The sequence below is a fragment of the Pseudoduganella aquatica genome, from assembly GCF_009857595.1.
GTDB lineage: Bacteria > Pseudomonadota > Gammaproteobacteria > Burkholderiales > Burkholderiaceae_D > Rugamonas > Rugamonas aquatica_A.
On the sequence record NZ_WWCU01000022.1, the window covers coordinates 87,803 to 105,743 of the forward strand.

At 66.3% G+C, this 17,941-nt stretch carries 20 protein-coding genes; 4 read left to right on the forward strand and 16 right to left on the reverse strand.

Going from position 1 to position 17,941, the window contains the following annotated elements; all coding sequences use genetic code 11:
* Positions 1-5: 5 nt before the first annotated feature.
* From flgJ to flgB, 9 genes are all read right to left on the reverse strand, one after another.
* A complete protein-coding gene (gene flgJ / locus GTP77_RS18770) occupies positions 6-1,004 on the reverse strand; it encodes a flagellar assembly peptidoglycan hydrolase FlgJ (protein WP_161073675.1) in 999 nt (332 codons plus the stop codon).
* A 10-nt stretch (positions 1,005-1,014) separates the two neighbouring features.
* A complete protein-coding gene (locus tag GTP77_RS18775) occupies positions 1,015-2,127 on the reverse strand; it encodes a flagellar basal body P-ring protein FlgI (RefSeq protein ID WP_371869372.1) in 1,113 nt (370 codons plus the stop codon).
* Positions 2,127-2,789: a flagellar basal body L-ring protein FlgH gene (locus GTP77_RS18780; RefSeq protein ID WP_161073676.1), complete on the reverse strand. Its 663-nt coding sequence runs from the start codon at positions 2,787-2,789 to the stop codon at positions 2,127-2,129. The genes GTP77_RS18775 and GTP77_RS18780 overlap by 1 nt, the downstream gene beginning before the upstream one ends.
* A gap of 15 nt (positions 2,790-2,804) precedes the next feature.
* On the reverse strand, positions 2,805-3,587 hold the full coding sequence (flgG, locus tag GTP77_RS18785; RefSeq protein ID WP_161073677.1) for a flagellar basal-body rod protein FlgG: 783 nt from the start codon (positions 3,585-3,587) through the stop codon (positions 2,805-2,807).
* A 68-nt stretch (positions 3,588-3,655) separates the two neighbouring features.
* Complete coding sequence (gene flgF, locus GTP77_RS18790) at positions 3,656-4,399, reverse strand: flagellar basal-body rod protein FlgF (RefSeq protein ID WP_161073678.1); 744 nt, start codon at positions 4,397-4,399, stop codon at positions 3,656-3,658.
* Between the two features lie 32 nt (positions 4,400-4,431).
* On the reverse strand, positions 4,432-5,985 hold the full coding sequence (locus GTP77_RS18795) for a flagellar hook protein FlgE (RefSeq protein ID WP_161073679.1): 1,554 nt from the start codon (positions 5,983-5,985) through the stop codon (positions 4,432-4,434).
* 25 nt (positions 5,986-6,010) lie between these two features.
* Complete coding sequence (locus GTP77_RS18800) at positions 6,011-6,688, reverse strand: flagellar hook assembly protein FlgD (protein WP_161073680.1); 678 nt, start codon at positions 6,686-6,688, stop codon at positions 6,011-6,013.
* A gap of 24 nt (positions 6,689-6,712) precedes the next feature.
* Positions 6,713-7,120, reverse strand: coding sequence for a flagellar basal body rod protein FlgC (gene flgC / locus GTP77_RS18805; protein ID WP_161073681.1), 408 nt, complete (start codon positions 7,118-7,120; stop codon positions 6,713-6,715).
* A 2-nt stretch (positions 7,121-7,122) separates the two neighbouring features.
* Positions 7,123-7,536 (reverse strand): flagellar basal body rod protein FlgB, encoded by a 414-nt coding sequence (gene flgB, locus GTP77_RS18810; RefSeq protein WP_161073682.1) that lies wholly within the window; start codon positions 7,534-7,536, stop codon positions 7,123-7,125.
* Positions 7,537-7,691: 155 nt separating this feature from the next.
* Here flgB and flgA point away from each other — a divergent pair, with 155 nt between their 5' ends.
* From flgA to GTP77_RS18830, 4 genes are all read left to right on the forward strand, one after another.
* Positions 7,692-8,390 carry a flagellar basal body P-ring formation chaperone FlgA gene (flgA, locus tag GTP77_RS18815; protein WP_161073683.1) on the forward strand — a complete coding sequence of 233 codons (699 nt, stop codon included), beginning with the start codon at positions 7,692-7,694 and terminating at the stop codon, positions 8,388-8,390.
* 82 nt (positions 8,391-8,472) lie between these two features.
* Entirely contained in the window at positions 8,473-8,778 is a 306-nt protein-coding gene (gene flgM, locus GTP77_RS18820) for a flagellar biosynthesis anti-sigma factor FlgM (protein ID WP_161073684.1), read from the forward strand.
* Positions 8,779-8,785: 7 nt separating this feature from the next.
* Positions 8,786-9,274, forward strand: coding sequence for a flagella synthesis protein FlgN (locus GTP77_RS18825; protein ID WP_161073685.1), 489 nt, complete (start codon positions 8,786-8,788; stop codon positions 9,272-9,274).
* Positions 9,275-9,363: 89 nt separating this feature from the next.
* Positions 9,364-10,953: a hypothetical protein gene (locus GTP77_RS18830; protein ID WP_161073686.1), complete on the forward strand. Its 1,590-nt coding sequence runs from the start codon at positions 9,364-9,366 to the stop codon at positions 10,951-10,953.
* An 81-nt stretch (positions 10,954-11,034) separates the two neighbouring features.
* Here the strand turns inward: GTP77_RS18830 and motD are convergent, their stop codons facing one another.
* From motD to GTP77_RS18865, 7 genes are all read right to left on the reverse strand, one after another.
* Positions 11,035-11,823: a flagellar motor protein MotD gene (gene motD, locus GTP77_RS18835; protein WP_161073687.1), complete on the reverse strand. Its 789-nt coding sequence runs from the start codon at positions 11,821-11,823 to the stop codon at positions 11,035-11,037.
* 1 nt (position 11,824) lies between these two features.
* Positions 11,825-12,574 (reverse strand): flagellar motor protein, encoded by a 750-nt coding sequence (locus tag GTP77_RS18840; protein WP_161073688.1) that lies wholly within the window; start codon positions 12,572-12,574, stop codon positions 11,825-11,827.
* Entirely contained in the window at positions 12,556-13,287 is a 732-nt protein-coding gene (locus tag GTP77_RS18845; protein WP_161073689.1) for an RNA polymerase sigma factor FliA, read from the reverse strand. The genes GTP77_RS18840 and GTP77_RS18845 overlap by 19 nt, the downstream gene beginning before the upstream one ends.
* Before the next feature lie 16 nt (positions 13,288-13,303).
* Positions 13,304-14,128 (reverse strand): MinD/ParA family ATP-binding protein, encoded by an 825-nt coding sequence (locus GTP77_RS18850; protein WP_161073690.1) that lies wholly within the window; start codon positions 14,126-14,128, stop codon positions 13,304-13,306.
* Positions 14,121-15,557: a flagellar biosynthesis GTPase FlhF gene (gene flhF, locus GTP77_RS18855; protein ID WP_161073691.1), complete on the reverse strand. Its 1,437-nt coding sequence runs from the start codon at positions 15,555-15,557 to the stop codon at positions 14,121-14,123. The genes GTP77_RS18850 and flhF overlap by 8 nt, the downstream gene beginning before the upstream one ends.
* Positions 15,558-15,709: 152 nt before the next feature.
* Positions 15,710-16,774, reverse strand: coding sequence for a DUF4351 domain-containing protein (locus tag GTP77_RS18860; RefSeq protein WP_161073692.1), 1,065 nt, complete (start codon positions 16,772-16,774; stop codon positions 15,710-15,712).
* Positions 16,775-16,833: 59 nt separating this feature from the next.
* Positions 16,834-17,941 (reverse strand): FHIPEP family type III secretion protein (locus GTP77_RS18865; RefSeq protein WP_187358766.1); only part of this gene is annotated, 1,108 nt, incomplete at its 5' end.

Sequence of the window (17,941 nt, forward strand, 5' to 3'; positions counted from 1 at the left end):
CATGGTTACGCCAGCGACTGCTGGATGATGCGCGTGAGCTTGCTGGCGTACTGCGGATCGGTGGCGTAGCCGGCTTTTTGCAGGCCGTGCGCGAACTTGCTGGCGTCGCCGGCGCTGGCCAGGACTTTCTCGTAGCGAGGGTTGTCGGTCAGCAACTTTGCATAATCCTTGAAACTGTCGGCATAGCTGTCGTAGGCGCGGAAGCGCTCCACCTTCTGCTGCGGCTTGCCGTTGACGAACTCCGTGGTGACGGCCTCGACCGTTTTGCCCTTCCAGCCCGGGCCGGCCTTGATGCCGAACAGATTGTTGCTGTTGCTGCCATCGCGGCCCTTGATCTCGCGCTTGCCCCAGCCGCTTTCCAGCGCCGCCTGGCCCAGCATGAACTTGGCCGGGATGCCGGTGGCCTTGCTGGCCTCGTCCGCGTGGCTGCCCAGCTTGCTCTGGAAGGCGCGCACATGGGCCGCCTGCGAGCCCTTGCCGCTGTCCATGGCGGCGGCGCTGCCGCCCGGCACGTCGGCCTGGGCGCCGGCCTTGGCCGAGGCCGCCGCGCCGCCCGCCGCCTCGATGGCGCGCTGCAGCCTGGCCGCCACGGCCGCGCTGGCCAGGCTGCCGGTGTTGGGAATGCCGGACGCATCCGACGGGGCGGTCTCGCCGCCCAGCGCCAGCGCCTGCTCGTTCTGCTTGGACAATTGCCGCACCAGCACGTCGGACAGGCCCACGCCCTTCTTGGCCAGGTTCTGGCTGGTCTGCTGGTCCAGCATGGAGGTGAACATCTTGGTCTGCTGGTTGTCCAGCATGCCTTCGCCCGGCGAAGCCTCGCGCATGCTTTTCATCATCATGTTGATGAACATGGCCTCGAACTGGGTGGCGGCGCCTTTCAGCGCGTCCGGCGAGCCGGCGTTGGCGCCCTTGCGCAGCGCGGCCGCGCCCTTGACGTCGGCGGCCAGGGTGGCGCTCAGGTCGTTGGCGCTGCTGCCGGCGGTGCTGGAGGCTTGACGTATCATGGCGGCCTCCTCAAATGATCTCGAGCTCGGCGCGCAGCGAACCGGCGGCCTTCATCGCTTGCAGTATCGCCAGCAAATCCTGCGGCGTGGCGCCGATGGCGTTGAGCGCCTTGACCACGTCGGCCAGCTGGGCGCCGCCCTTGACCAGCATGACCTTGCCGCCGTCCTTCTTGATGTCGATATTGGCGTTCTGCGTGACCACGGTCTGGCCGCCGGACAGCGGGCCGGGCTGGCTCACCTGCGCGTCGGTGGAGACCGACACCGTCAGGTTGCCGTGCGAGATGGCGCAGGTTTCCAGCGCCACCGCCTGGTTCATCACCACCGAGCCGGTGCGCGCGTTCATGATCACCTTGGCGGCCATCTGGGCCGGGTTCACCTGCAGGTTCTCCAGCGTGCCAATAAAGGACACGCGCTGGTCGCTGCTGGAAGGCGCTTGCACGCGGATCACGCGGCCGTCCAGCGCGTAGGCGATGCCGGCGCCGAATTTGTCGTTGATCGCTTCCACCACCCGGCTGGCGGTGGAAAAGTCGGTGGTGTTCAGTTCCAGCTTGATCTGGTTGCCCTCGCCCAGCGAGTTGGCCACCGCGCGCTCGACCGTGGCGCCGCCGGAAATGCGGCCCACGCTCAGGTGGTTCACCACCACCGAGGTGCCGCCCGACTGCGCGCCCACGCCGCCCACCAGCACATTGCCCTGCGCCATGCCGTACACCTGGCCGTCCGCGCCTTTGAGCGGCGTCATCAGCAAGGTGCCGCCGCGCAGGCTTTTCGCATTGCCCATGGACGAGACGGTCACGTCCATCAGCTGGCCCGGCTGGGCGAAGGCCGGCAGCGAGGTGGTGACCATGACGGCCGCCACGTTCTTCAGCTGCAGGGTGTTGGCGGCCGGCAGGGTGATGCCCATCTGCTGCAGCATGGACATCACGGTCTGCACCGTGAACGGGGTCTGGGTGGTCTGGTCGCCGGTGCCGTCCAGGCCGATCACCAGGCCGTAGCCCATCAGCTGATTCTGGCGCACGCCGGCCACGCTGGCCAGGTCTTTCAGGCGCTCGGCCTGTACAGGCTGGGCCAGCAGGCACAGGGCGGCCGCGGCGGCGGCGAGGAGTTTGCTTGGAGTTTTCATCATCAGAATGGCAGTACGCTGAGGAAGAAGCGCGCCGCCATGGAATTCACTTCGGCGCGGTCGATCTTGGCGCTGGTGCGGTATTCCACGCGCGCGTCGGCCACGGCGGTCGAGGCCACGGTGTTGCCGGTGCCTATGGTGTCCGGATTGATCATGCCGGAGAAGCGGATGTATTCCACGCCCTTGTCCAGCGCGATCTGCTTCTCGCCGGCCACGATCAGGTTACCGTTGGGCAGCACCTCGACCACGGTGGCGCCCATGGTGCCGGTGAAGGTGTTGCTGGCGCTCTGGCTGGCGTTGTCGGCGAATTTGTTGTCGGCGCTGGTGGTGATCTGGCTGCCGAAGGTGCCGGCCAGCTGGCCCGGCGCCTTGAAGTTGACGCTGCCCGACTTGCCGCCCGCGCTGGCGCCGCTCTTCACGGCCGAGGTCTTCTCGGTGATGACGATGTTGATCACGTCGCCCACCAGGCGCGCGCGGCGGTCCTCGAAATGCGGACGGTAGTTCTGCACCTGGAAGATGGCGCCGCTGGTCGGCGCGGCCATCTGCGCCTGCGTCAGCGGACGCGCGGTGGTGGCGCCCTGCACGATGGAGGTCGGCGCGGTGCCGCAGCCGGCCAGGGGCAGGCTCAGCGCCAGCATGGCGGTGACGGGAGTGATCAGTTTCATGGCGGTGCTCCTTGCTTACAGCTGCGACAGCTTGGCCAGCATCTGGTCCGAAGTGGTGATGGCCTTGCTGTTGATTTCGTAGGCGCGCTGGGTCTGTATCATGTTGACCATTTCCTCGACCACGTTGACGTTCGAGGTTTCCACATAGCCCTGCAGGATGACGCCGGTGCCGTTGGTGCCGGGCGTGTTGTTCTGCGCCGCGCCGGAAGCGCCGGTTTCCACGTACAGGTTCTCGCCCTTGGACTCCAGGCCGGTGGGATTGATGAAGGTGGACAGCTGGATGCTGCCGATCTGCTGCGCGGCGGTCTGGCCCGGCAGGGTCACGGACACGGTGCCGTCGCGGCCCACGGTGATGCTGTTGGCGTTGATGGGGATGGTGATGGCGGGCTGCAGCACGAAGCCGCTGGAGGTCACCATCTGGCCGTTGCTGTCGCGCTGGAAGGAGCCGTCGCGGGTGTAGCCGGTGGTGCCGTCGGGCAGCAGCACATTGAAGAAGCCGTTGCCGTTGACCATCAGGTCTTTATCGTTGCCGGTGGCCTGGGGGTTGCCCTGGGTGTGGATGCGCTCGATGGCGACCGGGCGCACGCCGGTGCCCACCTGCATGCCCGATGGCAGCTGCGTCTGCTGCGACGACTGGGCGCCGGGCTGGCGCACATTCTGGTACAGCAAGTCCTCGAACACGGCGCGCGACTTCTTGAATCCGTTGGTGCTGACGTTGGCCAGGTTGTTGGCAACCGTGTCCATCTGCGTCTGCTGCGCTTCCATGCCAGTCTTGGCTATCCACAGCGATCGTATCATTTGCTTTCTCCCGTAATGGTCGTGGCAGCCGGAGCTTTTTCCACGTCACCATTATGCAGGGTCGGGCATTAAGTCAAAGCGAGGATCTGGGTGGCTTTCGCGGCGTTATTCTCGGCATTCTTCAGCAAGCTCATTTGCGTCTCGAACTGCCGGCCCAGCGAAATCATGTTGACCATGGCGTCCACCGGATTGACGTTGCTGCCCTCGAGCGCGCCGTCCACCAGGCGCACATTGACGTCCGGATCGGCCGGCAGGCCGCTCTTCTGGCGGAACAAGCCGTCCGTGCCGCGCTCCAGGCCCCTGGTGTCCGGATTGACCAGCTTGATGCGGCCCAGCACATTGGCCGGCCCCGGCTTGGTCTGGCTCGTATCGATCACGCTGACGGTGCCGTCGGCCGCCACCGCCACCTCGCTTTGCGGCGGGATGGCGATGGGACCGTTCTCGCCCACCAGCGTCTGGCCGCTGGTGGTTTGCAGCAGGCCGTTCTCGCTCACCTTCAGGCTGCCGTTGCGCGTGTACGCCTCGGAGCCGTCGGACGACTGCACCGCCATCCAGCCCTCGCCGCGCAGCGCCACGTCCAGGCTGCGGCCGGTGGTCTGGATGGGACCGGCGCGGAAGTCCGCCCCCACCGTGGAGTCGACCACGAAGGTGCGCGTCGGCAGCCCCTCCGACTGCACCGGCACGGCCCGGAAAGAATCGAGCTGGGCGCGGAAGCCGGTGGTGGTGGCGTTGGCCAGGTTGTTCGACGTGGTGGCCTGCTGCTCCAGGATATGCCTGGCGCCGGTCATGGCGGTGTAGACGAGACGGTCCATTGCTGCCTTTCCTTCTCTTGCTAGGCGTTCGATTAACGCAGGTTGACCAGCGTCTGCAGCACCTGGTCCTGGGTCTTGATGGTCTGCGAGTTGGCCTGGTAGACGCGCTGCGCCGTGATCATGTTCACCAGCTCGGCCGTCAGGTCCACGTTCGAGGTTTCGACCGACGAGGAACGCAGCTGGCCGTTGGCGCCGGTGCCCGGCACACCCACCTGCGGCGTGCCCGAGGTCGAGCTCTCGGCCCACGCGTTGTTGCCCAGAGGCGTCAGGCCGTCGTTGTTGGCGAAGTTCACCAGCACGATCTGGCCCAGCGGACGCGATTTGCCGTTGCTGTACTGGCCCAGGATCACACCGTCCGCCCCGGCCGCGAAACGCTCCAGGTGGCCGGACGAATAGCCGTTCTGAGTGGACGCTTTTTCACTGGTGGCGGTGCCGTACTGCGTGGTGCCGGTGAAGCCGGTGCTGATGGTCAGCGGCGCGACCGAGCCGGTGTTCGGGAAGATAGGCAGCGTGAGCGTAAACGGCATGGTCTGCGGCGGCACCAGGTTGGCCATCGCAGTCGTGCTCAGCGAACCCTTTTGATCGAAGATCAGCGTGGCGGCTTTGCTTGGCGGCGCGGAGATAGCCTTCGACAGCGCCAGATTGATGGCGTCCGGATTGGTGCCGACGATGGCGCCCACGTTGGCCGGGTTGCCGGCGCCGCCATACAGGGCCGCCAGCGCAGCGCTTTGTTCAGGCGTCACGCCGGGGATGGCGTCCAGCACAGCCTGCATGGCCGCACCGGCCGCGTCGGCGTAGTCGATCGCAGCCTGGGCGATGGTGGGCTGGTCGCCGCCTTGCACCGCCGCTTGGTAGGCTGCCCGCGCGGCAATGGCGCCAGGATCGGTCGCGGCGGCGGCGGCTACCGTGGCGGCATTCATTTCCAGGCCGTCGCTGGCAACATACACATCCCAGGTATTGGCGTCGGTCTTTACATAATAGGTCGACAGCACGTGCGGATTACCCAGCGTGTCGTACACGTCCAGCACGGTCTGCTTGTTGTAGGTCAGCGGGTCCTTGGCGTTGAACGGAATTTTTTCCGGCACCTTGCTGCGGGAATCAAGGTTCAGCTCGTAATTGGCCGTGGTGGTGGCCACCGGCACCAGGTCGGCCGTGTCGATCTGGATCGGCTCCGGCGCGCCCTGCAGGATTACGCCGTCGCTGGTGGCCGGGTAGCCGGTGATGGCGTTGCCCTGCGCGTTGATGATGGTGCCGCTTTTATCGAGCTGGAACTGGCCGTTGCGGCTGTACTGCACGCCGCCGCTGGGGGTGGTGGTGCGGAAGAAGCCGCCGCCGTTGATCGAGATGTCCAGCGGGTTGTTCGAGGTCTCGATATTGCCCTGCGTGAACTGCTGCGCCAGGCGCGAGACCGACACGCCGATACCGGCGTTGTTGCCGCTCACGCCGTTCAGCGAATTGGCGTACAGGTCGGCGAACTGCGCTTGCGAGCCCTTGAAACCCACGGTACTGGCGTTGGCGATATTGTTGCCGATAACGTCCAGAGATTTGGAAGCGGCGTTCAGGCCGCTGAGTCCTTGTTGGAACATGATTTCCCCTATGCAGTAAGGTGGGTTACAGAATTTGTTTGATGTCGGCCATGGTCAGCTGCCCGGCCGTGGGCACGTTCAGCTTCACGCCGCCGGCGCCGGTGGACACGCTGGCCACCACGCCGAACTGCAGCGCGGTCGCGTCCTTCAGCACCACGCCGCCGGCGCGCGCCTCCACGCTGAACACGTAGTTACCGTTGGGCAGCGTGGTGCCGTCCTCCAGCTTGCCGTCCCAGGTGATGGGCTGGGTGCCGGCCGGCTGGTCCTTCATCTGGATGGACGCCACTTCCTTGCCGGCGGCGGTCTTGATGACGATATCGACGGTGTCGGCCGGCGTGGCCAGGTCGATGCCCAGGATGGCCTTGCCCTCGCTCAGGCCGATGTTCTTGCCGGCCGACAGCACGCCATGGTTGATCATGCCGGCCGCCTGCACGTTCTCCGACGACTGGTAGCTGGACTTGAGCGACTCCAGCGTGGTGTTCAGCTTGTTCACGCCGGTGACGGTGGACAGCTGCGCCAGCTGGCTGGTGAGCTGCGCATTGTCCAGCGGATTCATCGGATCCTGGTTCTTCAGCTGGGTGACCAGCAGCGTCATGAATTTATCGGTATCGGCCTGCACGCCATCGGTGGCGGTCTGCTTCTTCGGGTTGACGGCGTTCAGCAGCGTATCGGACACCGGCGCGTTGGTGGACACAGTGGTCATGGCTTATCTTTCTAAGGTTGCGGCTTACTGGCCGATGGTGAGGGTTTTCAGCAGCAAGGTCTTGGCCGCGTTCATGGTTTCCACGTTGGTCTGGTAGGAGCGCGAGGCCGACAGCATATTGACCATTTCGTCCACCACGTTCACGTTCGGCATGCTGACATAGCCCTTGTCGTCGGCCATCGGATGCTTGGGGTCGTACACCTGCTTGAGCGGCGACGGGTCCTCGATCACGCGCTGCACCTTGACCCCGGTGGACGCGCCGCCATTGGCGGCCGGCTGCGCCTCGAACACCACCTGCTTGGCGCGGTAGGCCTCGCCGCTCGCGCTGGTGGCGCTGTCGGCATTGGCCAGGTTGCTGGCCACGACGTTCAGGCGCTGCGCCTGGGCGCTCATGGCTGAACCGGAAACATTGAATATACTAAACAGCGACATGATTATTGACCTCCCTGTATGGCCGCCATCAGCCCCTTGATCTGGGAATTGATCAGCGTAATGCCGGCCTCGTAGCGCAGCGCGTTGTCGGCGAACTGGTTGCGTTCCACATCCATATCCACCGTATTGCCGTCCACCGCGCCCTGCACGATGCCGCGGTATTGCAGCGGCGTGCCGTCGGCCAGCGTGCCGGCGCTTTGCTGGGGGACGGGGAAATGCTTGGGCGCCGTGGTCTTCAAAGGCTGGGCCGCGCCCGCCATCGCCGTGCTCAGCGCGGCGGTGAAGTCGATGTCCTTGGCCTTGTAGTTCGGCGTGTCCGCATTGGCGATGTTAGACGCCAGCACGGTCTGGCGCTGAGAGCGCAGGCTCAGTGCCGTCTCGTTGAAGCGCATGAATTCGTCCAGTTTCCCTAACATCGCAATCTCCCGCCTGCTTTCTATTGGTGACAGCTTCGATGATACGGATGGGATGGTCCATCCGATCGCGGGATTAGCCCCGGATTTGGGCGCTTATTCGCCGCTTCGGGATCGCGCGCCGGGACTATCATGGCCACATTCAAGGAAAGCCCACTATGAAACGCACACTGACCGCCGCCCTGCTACTGATCAATTCCGCCGCCGCCCTGGCCCAGCCGCCGGCCGCGGCGCGCCAGGACCTGGGCGCGCTGCGCCTGAGCGTGGAGCAGTTCCTGCAAACCCAGACCGCCGGCCTGCCGGGCGCGGTGACCGTCACGGTCGGCCCGGTCGACCAGCGCATGGCGCTGGCGCCCTGCCCCCAGCTGCAGCCCTTCTTCATGCCCGGCGCGCGCGCCTGGGGCAAGACCACGGTGGGCGTGCGCTGTGCGGCCCCTTCCGCATGGACGGTGTATATTCAAGCCAATGTGGCGGTGCAGGCCGAATACGTGGCCAGCGCCGTGCCGCTGGCGCAAGGCCAGGCCATCGAAGCGGGCCAGCTGGTGCTGGTCAAGGGTGATTTGACAACCTTGCCGGCCGGCATAGCCACCGACATCAGCCAGATCGTCGGCCGCAGCAGCAACGCCTCGCTGGCGGCCGGCACGCCGATGCGGCTCGACACCCTGCGCAGCAAGCCGGTGATGGTGGCCGGGCAGCTGGTGCGGGTGGTGTCGGGCGGGGCCGGCTTCCGCGTCTCGGCCGAGGCGCGCGCCGTCGCGGCCGCCTCGGAAGGGCAGCTGGTGCAGGTGCGGACCGCGAGCGGCCAGCAAGTGAGCGGCATCGCCAAAGCGGGGGGACTGGTGGAGGTGGCGTTCTAAAAACGCTAAAGTTTATGTTCACGGCGCCGTTAATAACTCAGATCCCGGGGTTTTTACACCCCAACCAGACGAGGATATTGCTGTGAAAATTAACGACTCAGTCAAGAGCACGCCTGGCCTGCCGGCCTCGCCTGCGACTACCACCACCGCGCGCGGCGCCGACAAGGCCAGCACGGCCCCTGTGGCGACCGACAGCGTCAAGCTGTCGGCGCAAGGCCAGGCCATGGCCGCCAGCAGCGCCAGCGGCAGCAGCGCGGTGTTCGATACGAAAAAAGTGGAACGCATCAAGCTTGCAATTGCCGATGGGCAATTCCAAGTCAACTCGGAAAAAGTGGCCGATGGCTTGCTGGAAACAGTCAAGGATCTGCTGCACTCACGTAAAAGATAGGTAAATCATGCAATCCGTCGCACCCGCGGTTTCTCCTGCACTCACGCCCCTGAGCAGCTTGCGCGAAGAACAGCGCGTCATCACCGCCCTGCTGGCGGTGCTCAAGCAGGAACAGCAGCAACTGGTGGCGGCGGACATAGACGGTTTGACGGAACTGACGCCGCGCAAAGCCGCGCTGGTCAACGACATGGCCGTGCTGGCCAGCCAGCGCCACAGCGCGCTCGGCGCGGCAGGCCACAAGGCCGAAGAAGCGGGCATGGAAGCCTGGCTGGCCGCCAGCGGCGACGCCACCGCCGCCCCGCTCTGGCAGCAGGTGCTGGAACTGACCCGCGAAGCCAAAGAACTGAACCGCCTGAACGGCACCCTCATCAGCAAACACCTGAGCCACACGCAAGGCGCGCTGCAAGCGCTGCGTCCCCAGGCCCAAGGCAATTTCTACGGTCCCAGCGGCCAACCCACCGCCTCCTCGCCGCGCCGCGGCTTCCTCGCCGGCTAAATACGCTTAGCGGTTGATGCAAATCAACCATCGTTGACACTCATTAGTTGCGCTGATGCATTTTATGCAAATTCTTGCATAATGCCTCCATGCACACACACCACGCCATGGCCGCCGGCGCGCTTGCGCTCCAGTTTGCCTCCATATTGCCCGCAGCGGCGCAGCCCGCTCCCGTAAAAGCTGCGCTCGAGGGCGGCGAACGCCTCGGCCTGTACGACGGCAGCCAGTTCCGCTACGGCGACGGGCGCTGCGGCGGCTGCGCGCCCCGGCAGGCCCTGTGGTACTTCCAGCAGGAGGGCCTGGCCGTGCCGCGCCAGCCAGCCTCGACAGCCTTGCCAGCCCTGCCCGACCTGGTCTGGCTGGGTGCGCCGCACCTGGTGCCGCAAGCCACGCTGGCACCATCCGGCCAAGCCCTGCAGGCGCCCGGCGCGGCGCCGCTGGCCATGCAGCTGGCGCCCAAAATCGCGCCCAACCGTTCCTATTTCAACGCCGCCACGCTGGATTTCTTCCGCCAGCGCGCAGTCCGCGTGCGCGGCACGCTGCGCGCGCAGGCCGGCCAGCCTAGTTTTGAAGCGCGCACCATCTGGCCGCTGGACTATGTCATCGACGCGGCCAGCATGCGGGCGCAGCCCCTGGCCGCCGCCGGCGACACGCTAAGCGCCTTTGTGCGCCAGGAAAACGGCGGCGCGCGCAGCCCCTACGCCACGCGCCTGGTCTGGGAGCGCCGGCCCGCAGCCCGCGACTGGGGCGGCAAGGCCGTGCTGGCCCTGATGCTGAACGGCGCCCAAGGCGACGACGACGAAGCCTACGGCGGCCACTTCGCCGTCGCCACCGGCCGCTTGGGCCAGCACGGCGAATGGGCCGACTGGATGGTGAACAACTTCTACAATCTGGACAGCTACAGCGAAAAAGGCATCATCGCGTCGATGGTCCCGATGGACAACTACCTGATGGACCTGAACAGCGGCCAGCAGTACTATCGGCCGTCGACCATGCTGGTGGCGGTGCTGCGCGACGCCCGCACCGCGCAAGCCTACCAGCGCAGCATGCAGGACCGCTTCCGCCGCTTCTACCGGCACGAATTCAGCTACCGCCACGCCTCGGCCAACTGCGCCGGCATCAGCATGGACGCGTTCAGGGCGCTGGGCTGGCAGGTGCCCGAGCAGGGACCGACCAGCCGCCTCAAGGCCATCGGCGCCTATGGCTACAAGGCCGCCAAGGACCTCAGCCTGGCCAGCGGCCACAAGGCCTACGGCTACTTTACCGAGGAGCAGACCCGGCTCTACCCGGCCGTGGCCTTCGCCGCGCTGGGCCAGGATCTGCTCAAGCTGCTCGCCGGCGCGGCGCCCGGCCGGGCGCTGAGCGCATATGAGCAGCAGTTGCGGGCGGACGTGGAAGCGCTGGTGCTGGTGCGCATTCCGCAAGTGCCGTCCAGCCGCGCTTTTGGCTCGGCGCCCGTGTTTTCCATCGATGAATTCATGGCGCGCGCGCCGCAGGATGAGGCGCGATGGCAGATCGTGCCGGTGCCGCCGCGCCCCTTCCCGGCCGAGCTGCGCACCGGGCCGGCCCTGGCCGACGACAGTTCCTTGCCAGTGCCTGTGCCTGTGGGCGGGCTGCTGCTGGGCGTGGTGGGCGCCGGCGTCGGCTGGCACTGGAGGCGGCGGCGCAGGGCGGCTTAGCGGGGCGCGCCATGGGCGACCCGCCGGGGCATGCTGGCCGGCGGCGCACGGCGGGTTACGCGGCAGGGCCGCTAACCCGCCCTACGGGGCCGGCGGGGCGGCTGGGGGAGCCGGCGCGGTCGGCACTTCGGTGGCGGGGTCGGGGATGCCGGACAGGATGGTCACCGCCACGCGGCGGTTGCGGGCGCGGCCGTCCGCTTGCGCGTTGGGCGCCACCGGGTAGTTGTCGGCGTGGCCGACCGCCGTCAGCCGCGCCGGCGCCACGCCGGAGTCGATGAACAGCCGCACCACGGCGCCCGCGCGCGCGGCCGACAGCTCCCAGTTGGACGGGAAGTTGGTGTTGCGGATGGGGAGGTTGTCGGTGTGGCCCTCGACCTGCACCGCGTGCGGGTCCGCCTTCAGCAGCACCGCCACCGCCTGCAGCGCCTCGCGCGATTCGGACGTCAGCAGGGCCGCGCCCGGATCGAACAGCACGCTGGCGTTGATCTCCACGCTGACGCCGCGGCTGTTCTGCGTCACCCGCACCTTGCCCTCCTTCACCAGCGGCGCCAGCGTGGACAGCAAGTCCTGCGCCAGCTTGGTCATCTGCTCTTTTTCCTTGCGCAGCAGCTCGGTGCGCCGGCGCAGCGCGGGATTGGGGATGGGCAGGTTCTGCACCTGGGTGTTGATGGGCTTGGCCGAACCCTGGCCGCCGAAGGCGTCGCCCAGCGCGTCCGAGAAGATCTTGTATTTGCCGGTGTTGACGGCGGCGATCGAGTACATCACCACGAAGAAGGCGAACAGCAAGGTGATGAAGTCGGCGTAGGAGATCAGCCAGCGCTCATGGTTCTCGGGCTCGTCGTCGAACTTCCTGCGGGCGCGGCGCTGCATCTCAGTCGTACTCGCGCAGCAGGGTGGCGATGCGTTCGTCGATCACGCGGCTGTGGTCGCCCGTGGCGATGTCGTAAAACACGGCGGCGGCGATTTCCTGCTGGTGCACATGCTGGGTGACGATGACTTTCAGCTTGTTGGCGATGGGGTAGAAAAACAAATTGGCCAGGCCCACGCCGTAAATGGTGGACACGAAGGCGATGGCGATGCCGGCGCCCAGCTTGCTGGGGTCGGCCAGGTTTTCCATCACCTGGATCAAGCCCAGCACCGCGCCCAGGATGCCGATGGTGGGCGAGTAGCCGGCCGCCGATTCCCAGATGCGCACGGCCTGGCGCTCGGCCGTTTCGTAGGCGGTGATTTCGGTGTCGAGCAGGTTGCGCAGCTTGTCCGGATGGATGCCGTCAACGATCAGGCGCAGGCCCTTGGCGTTGAACTTGTCCTTCGAGGCGAGCATATAGCGCTCCAGCGACAGCATGCCGTCGCGCTTGGCGGTGGCGTTCCAGGCGCCGATTTCGCGCGCCAGCGTGACACGCGTGTCCGGCGGCGGCGCCACGATCCAGCGCGCCATGCGCAGCCCGCGCACAAAGGTGGCCGGCTTGGTCTGCAGCAGCACAGCGCCCAGCGTGCCGATCACCACGATGGCGAAGGCGGCCGGCTGCAGCAGCGAGCTCAGCTTGCCGCCCTCCATGCCCTGGCCGACCAGCACCCCGGCCACGCCCAGTATCAGTCCTGCTATGCTGGCCCAGTCCATGCCTGCTCCCTTAACGAGGCGCGCAGACGCGCCACCGCTTGCGTATGCAGCTGCGATACGCGTGATTCGGAGACGCCCATGACGGCGCCGATTTCCTTCAAGTTCAGTTCTTCCTCATAGTACAAGCCCATCAGCATCTTCTCGCGCGGCGGCAAGGCGTCGATGGCGTCGATCACGGCCTGGCGGAAGTCGGTGTCGAGCAGCGCGCGCAGCGGGTCGGCGTCCTCGTCGCTGTGGTAGCGGTCCAGGAAGCTTTCGCCGCCGTCGTCGTCGCGGAAGTCTTCGTAGTAGATCAGCTGGTGGCCGCCGCCTTCGGACAGCATTTCCTGGTAGTCGGCCAGCGACAGCTTGAGCGACTTGGCCACTTCCGACTCGCTGGGCGGACGGCCCAGGCGCTGCTGCAAGGTGGCCATGGCGGTTTCGATCTTGCGCATGTCCTGGCGCATGCTGCGCGGCATCCAGTCGCTATTGCGCAACTCGTCGAGCATGGCGCCGCGGATGCGCATCACGGCATAGGTTTCAAACTGGGCGCCGTGGGTTTCCTCGTAGCGGTTGATGGCGTCGAGCAGGCCTATCATGCCGGCCTGCACCAGGTCATCGACTTCCACGCTGGGTGGCAATTTGGCCTTCATGTGGTGGGCCAGCCGCTTGACCAGCGGCATATGCTCCGTCAGCAGCGAGTTCTTGTCCGCTTTCCCTTTGGCCGTGTACATATCGTTCTAATTTTTCTCAGACGCTAAAATGGTTGCTACTCCCCGTGCGGAATTGAGGCGCGCCGGCCAGCGCCAGACGTCCTGCCAGTTGCCGGAACGCGACCGACGCGCCGGCCAGCGGAAAGGCGTCGACCACCGCCCGCCCCAGGCGCGCCGCGCGCTGCAAGTACTCATCAGCAGGCACCGACCCCATCGAAACCAGGGTTACCGCGAGGTATCGGCTTGCCGCTTGCGCCATATTATCGTAAACCACCTTGGCTTCGGCCTCGGATGCGCCCGTTACCACAATGCCGAAGGGCCGCCGGCCCAGTTCGTGGTTCAGGCGCTTGATCATGCTGTAGGCGTTTTTGATCGAGGTGGCGCTGTTCGAGACCTGCACCACGATGTCGGAACTGGCCATCACCGGCACCGGAAACGCTTCGCCGTCGAACTCGCCGTCGACGATCATCAGGCCGGTCTGCTTGGCCAGCACGTCGAAGGCCTTGGCCAGGCGGCGCGTTTCGTCGGGGCCGGAGCGGGCCACGCCGCGTGTCATCGATACCACACCGAAGCCTTGCGGCACCTGGTGGATCACCTGATTCAGGCCGCATTCCTGGCGCGCCACGTCCAGCAGGCTGGCGCCGCTGTCCACGCCGAGGCGGGAGGCCACGCCGTGCGCGCTGGCGCAGGCGTCCACCAGCAGCACGTCGTTGCCGGCGCGCGCCAGCGAGGCGCCCAGGTTGACCAGCATGGCGCCCTTGTCGTCCTGCGGCGTGGCGGAGAGGAAGGTGACGATGCGCGGCTGCGGCCCTGCCAGCATGCGGCGCAGGCCTTCGGCCTGGTCGAAGTCGAAGTTAGCCAAGGCGCACCTCGCGCAGTGCGTGGTCCAGGCCGGCGACATTGGCGCCGAAGGCGCCGGCGGCCGACATCACCAGCGGCAGTTCATGGTCGGCGTACTGGCTGGCGGCGGCGCCCTGCTTCAGGCGGAAAGCGCGTTCGACCAGCGCGGCCGGGTCGGCCAGGTGCAGGTCTTCCGGCACGCGCTGGCCGCTCGAGACGTAGAACATATTCAGTTTCTGGCGTATCACCACGTCCAGCACGTTGCCGATCGAGGCCGCTTCGTCCAGCTTGGTCATGATGCAGCCGGCCAGGCCGCTGCCCTGGTAGGCACGCACCACTTCGTTCAGGGTTTCCTGGGTCGAGGTGGCGTTCAGGCACAGCAGGCGCTTGACGTTGGCGTCCGTGCCTTGCAGCATGGCGACCTGCTCGGCCACCATGTGGTCGCGCTGGCTCACGCCGACGGTGTCGATCAGCACGGTGTGCTTGTTTTTCAGTTCTTTCAGGGCAATGCGCAAGTCGGCTTCGTCCTTCACCGAGTGCACCATCACGCCCAGGATTTTGCCGTAGATGCGCAGCTGCTCGTGCGCGCCGATACGGTAGGCGTCGGTGGTGATCAGGGCCAGCTTGTCCGGGCCGTGGCGCATCACGCAGCGCGCGGCCAGCTTGGCGGTGCTGGTGGTCTTGCCCACGCCGGTTGGGCCCACCAGGGCGAACACGCCGCCCTGCTCGATCAGCGCGTCCTCGTTGGCAATGGCCGACAGGTTGCGGGTCAGCACGGTCTTAATCCAGCGCAGGCTGTCGGCGGCGTCGCGGCCGGCCGGCAGTTTTTCGATCAGGTAGCGCGCCAGGCTGGCCGAGAAGCCGGCCGCCAGCATTTCACGCAGCACGGCGGCCTTTTGCGGCTCGCGCTGCTGGGTCGAGCCCCAGGAGATTTCCGCCAGCTGGGTTTCCATCATGCCGCGCATGGCGCGGATTTCGCTCATCATGCCGCTCATCTCGGCGGCCGCGTTGGCCTTGGCGCTGGCGACGGCGTCGGCCACCATGGCGCTGATGCGGTCCATGTCCAGCGACGGCGCGGGAGCCACAGCTGCCGCGGCACGCGGCGCAGACTGGCGCACGGCGGCTTCCGGCGCGGCGGCGCGGGGCACAGGACGTGGCGCCGGTGCTGCAGCAACGGCAGGGGCCGGCGCGGCGGCAACGGGGGCCATCGGCGCCAGCGGCGACAGATACGACGGGGTTTCCGGCAGGTCCAGGTAGGGATTCGGCTGCGCCATCGGCGAATCGGGGGAAGGCAGCGCCAGCGAGGCGGCGTCGTCGTTGGCGAGGGCCAGAATTTCCACCTCGCCATCCGTAGGACGATTCGACAAGATCACCGCATCCGGCCCCAGGGCCTCGCGTACTTTGCGCAGCGCTTCACGCGACGTAGGTGCAGTAAATTTTTTGACGTTCATGACCAATTCCCCTGTTACACAAGTGCCGCGCCTTCAAAACGGGCGGGGCTCACTCTCATGCTTGCATTATTGACGATGCACAGGGGAAACGATCGATGGAACAGGGCGGGAAATGGCCCGCATTTCGGATTTGCCGGCGGCGGCCGCGTGGCCTAGTGTTCGCTAAATACCTGCTCCAGCGTATCGGCGTGGAATAGCGCCAAAGCCCAACGGTCCAGCTGCTCGTCGCTGGCAGCGGCCAGCCTCTCCAGCTCAAGCGCCGGCAGCGCGCCAAACCGGTGCCGTAATTGCTTGGCCAGCAAGACCGCGCGCCCTTGCTGCAGGCCTTGCTGCATGCCTTGCTGCATGCCTTGCTGCATGCCTTGCTGCATGCCTTGCTGCATGCCTTGCTGCATGCCCTGCTGCCTCCCCTCCAGCACGCCCTGCCGCAGGCCTTCTTCACGGCCTTCCTCAAGACCTTCACGGCGGCTTTCCTCGCGAATGATGCGCTCTATCGATAACATGTGCGGCATGATGCCTCCCTGCTCCGACTCACGCAATTCCTGCCAGAGCTGCTGCTCCAGCTCGTCCGGCAAGCGCATGAGCCAATCGATCACGTTGAACAAGTTGATGATACGCCGTTTGCTCCATTTGCGCCGATACAGCAAGCGCGCGACGCGGCGCTTGTACACCAGCCGCACTTCCGGATCATGCTGGCTGGCCAGCGTCATCAAATGGGCTGCCGTCAGCACTGCGAAGACATTCTCCATTTCCAGCAAAACATCGATGTGCGGCGCGTAGTCCAGCAGTTTCACAACAGGAAAATCTATCCCTATCCTGCAGCCGCCCACGGTTATGCTGAACGCATGTGGCCGCCAGACCTGGCTGGCATCGGCCAGCACGGCCAGGCTGATGACGGGCAATCGATGCCTGTCGTATGCACGGTAGTTGCAGATGTAAATGCGCTCGGTGAACTCGCCGGTGCGCTGTGTCTGCACTTCCACATGCACCAGCGCGTCCTGCGCCGTGTCGCCGCGCAGGCAAACCCGTACCAGCTTGTCCGCCACGCGCTTGCCGGACGCACCCTCGGCCAGTTGCGCCAGCTCCTGGTCCAGGAAGGCGAACGGCCGCGTCCAATCTATCAGCTCATAGACTTGTGGGAAGTAGAACGCCAGGAATTCGGGAAAGTAGCGCGCCAGCGCTTCCTTCCACGGCGCATCGTAGTCATCGTTCGGCATCGCTCCAGTCTAGGCCTGCGGACTGGGCAGCGATGCCGGTTTGCGCAAACCGCCGCGATTTACTGGGCGCCGACCAGCGCGGTGACGCGGATGGTCTTGGTTTCCGGGATCTCGGCATGCGACAGCACTTTGAGCTGCGGCAAGGCGCGGCGCAGGAAGCGCGACAGCAAGGTGCGCAGCGGTCCCGGCACCAGCAGCACAGGCGTCAGCCCCAGCGCCTCCTGCTGCGCCGCTGCCGCCTGCGCCTGCTGGGCGATGGTGTCGGCCAGGCCGGGCTCGATGCCGGCGCCGTCCGGCCCGCTCGCCGCCAGCGCTTGCATCAGCAGGCGCTCCAGGCGGTTGTCCAGCGTCATCACCGACAGCTCGCCGCCGGCCGGGAACAGCTGCTGCACAATGGCGCGGCCCAGGGAAATCCGCACCAGCGCCGTCAATTCGTTCGGATCCTGGGTGTGCACGGTGTGCTCGGCCAGCGTTTCAATAATCGAGCGCATGTCGCGGATGTGCACGCCTTCGGCCAGCAGGTTCTGCAGCACTTTCTGAAGCGTCGACAGCGACAGCATCTTCGGCACCAGGTCCTCCACCAGCTTGGGCGATTCCTTGCCCAGGTGGTCCAGCAGCGCCTGCACTTCCGCGCGGCCCAGCAGCTCGGACGCGTGGGTGGTAATCAAATGGTTCAAATGCGTGGCCACCACGGTGCCGGCGTCCACCACGGTGTAGCCCATGGTCTGCGCCTGGTCGCGCAGGCTGGCGTCGATCCAGATGGCGGGCAGGCCGAAAGCCGGGTCTTCGGTCACCAGGCCGGGCAAGGTGCCGCTGGCCATGCCGGGATTGATGGCCAGGAACTGGCCGTTGAAGGCCTCGCCGGTGCCCACTTCCACGCCCTTGAGCGCAATCCGGTAAGCCGACGGCTTCAGTTCCAGGTTGTCGCGGATGTGCACCGGCGGCGCCAGGAAGCCCACTTCCTGCGCGAACTTCTTGCGGATGCCTTTGATACGCTTGAGCAGCTCGCCGCCCTGGGTCTTGTCGACCAGCGGGATCAGGCGGTAGCCCACTTCCAGGCCCAGCGTGTCGACCGGCAGGATGTCTTGCCAGCTGGCCTCCTCCTGCTCCGGCGCGGGAGCGGCAGCGCCGCCCGCCGCCGCAGCCGGGCCGCCCTCGCCCGACGGC

Bases quoted from the DNA above. Each gene is read 5' to 3' on its own strand.
- motD (WP_161073687.1), bottom strand. From the start codon at position 11,823: ATGCAGCGCCGCGCCCGCAGGAAGTTCGACGACGAGCCCGAGAACCAT.
- GTP77_RS18825 (WP_161073685.1), top strand. From the start codon at position 8,786: ATGCAATCCGTCGCACCCGCGGTTTCTCCTGCACTCACGCCCCTGAGC.
- flgJ (WP_161073675.1), bottom strand. From the start codon at position 1,004: ATGATACGTCAAGCCTCCAGCACCGCCGGCAGCAGCGCCAACGACCTG.
- GTP77_RS18830 (WP_161073686.1), top strand. From the start codon at position 9,364: ATGCACACACACCACGCCATGGCCGCCGGCGCGCTTGCGCTCCAGTTT.
- flgF (WP_161073678.1), bottom strand. From the start codon at position 4,399: ATGGACCGTCTCGTCTACACCGCCATGACCGGCGCCAGGCATATCCTG.
- flgB (WP_161073682.1), bottom strand. From the start codon at position 7,536: ATGTTAGGGAAACTGGACGAATTCATGCGCTTCAACGAGACGGCACTG.
- flgC (WP_161073681.1), bottom strand. From the start codon at position 7,120: ATGTCGCTGTTTAGTATATTCAATGTTTCCGGTTCAGCCATGAGCGCC.
- flgG (WP_161073677.1), bottom strand. From the start codon at position 3,587: ATGATACGATCGCTGTGGATAGCCAAGACTGGCATGGAAGCGCAGCAG.
- GTP77_RS18860 (WP_161073692.1), bottom strand. From the start codon at position 16,774: ATGCCGAACGATGACTACGATGCGCCGTGGAAGGAAGCGCTGGCGCGC.
- flgA (WP_161073683.1), top strand. From the start codon at position 7,692: ATGAAACGCACACTGACCGCCGCCCTGCTACTGATCAATTCCGCCGCC.
- GTP77_RS18845 (WP_161073689.1), bottom strand. From the start codon at position 13,287: ATGTACACGGCCAAAGGGAAAGCGGACAAGAACTCGCTGCTGACGGAG.
- GTP77_RS18795 (WP_161073679.1), bottom strand. From the start codon at position 5,985: ATGTTCCAACAAGGACTCAGCGGCCTGAACGCCGCTTCCAAATCTCTG.
- GTP77_RS18780 (WP_161073676.1), bottom strand. From the start codon at position 2,789: ATGAAACTGATCACTCCCGTCACCGCCATGCTGGCGCTGAGCCTGCCC.
- flhF (WP_161073691.1), bottom strand. From the start codon at position 15,557: ATGAACGTCAAAAAATTTACTGCACCTACGTCGCGTGAAGCGCTGCGC.
- GTP77_RS18840 (WP_161073688.1), bottom strand. From the start codon at position 12,574: ATGGACTGGGCCAGCATAGCAGGACTGATACTGGGCGTGGCCGGGGTG.
- GTP77_RS18800 (WP_161073680.1), bottom strand. From the start codon at position 6,688: ATGACCACTGTGTCCACCAACGCGCCGGTGTCCGATACGCTGCTGAAC.
- GTP77_RS18775 (WP_371869372.1), bottom strand. From the start codon at position 2,127: ATGATGAAAACTCCAAGCAAACTCCTCGCCGCCGCCGCGGCCGCCCTG.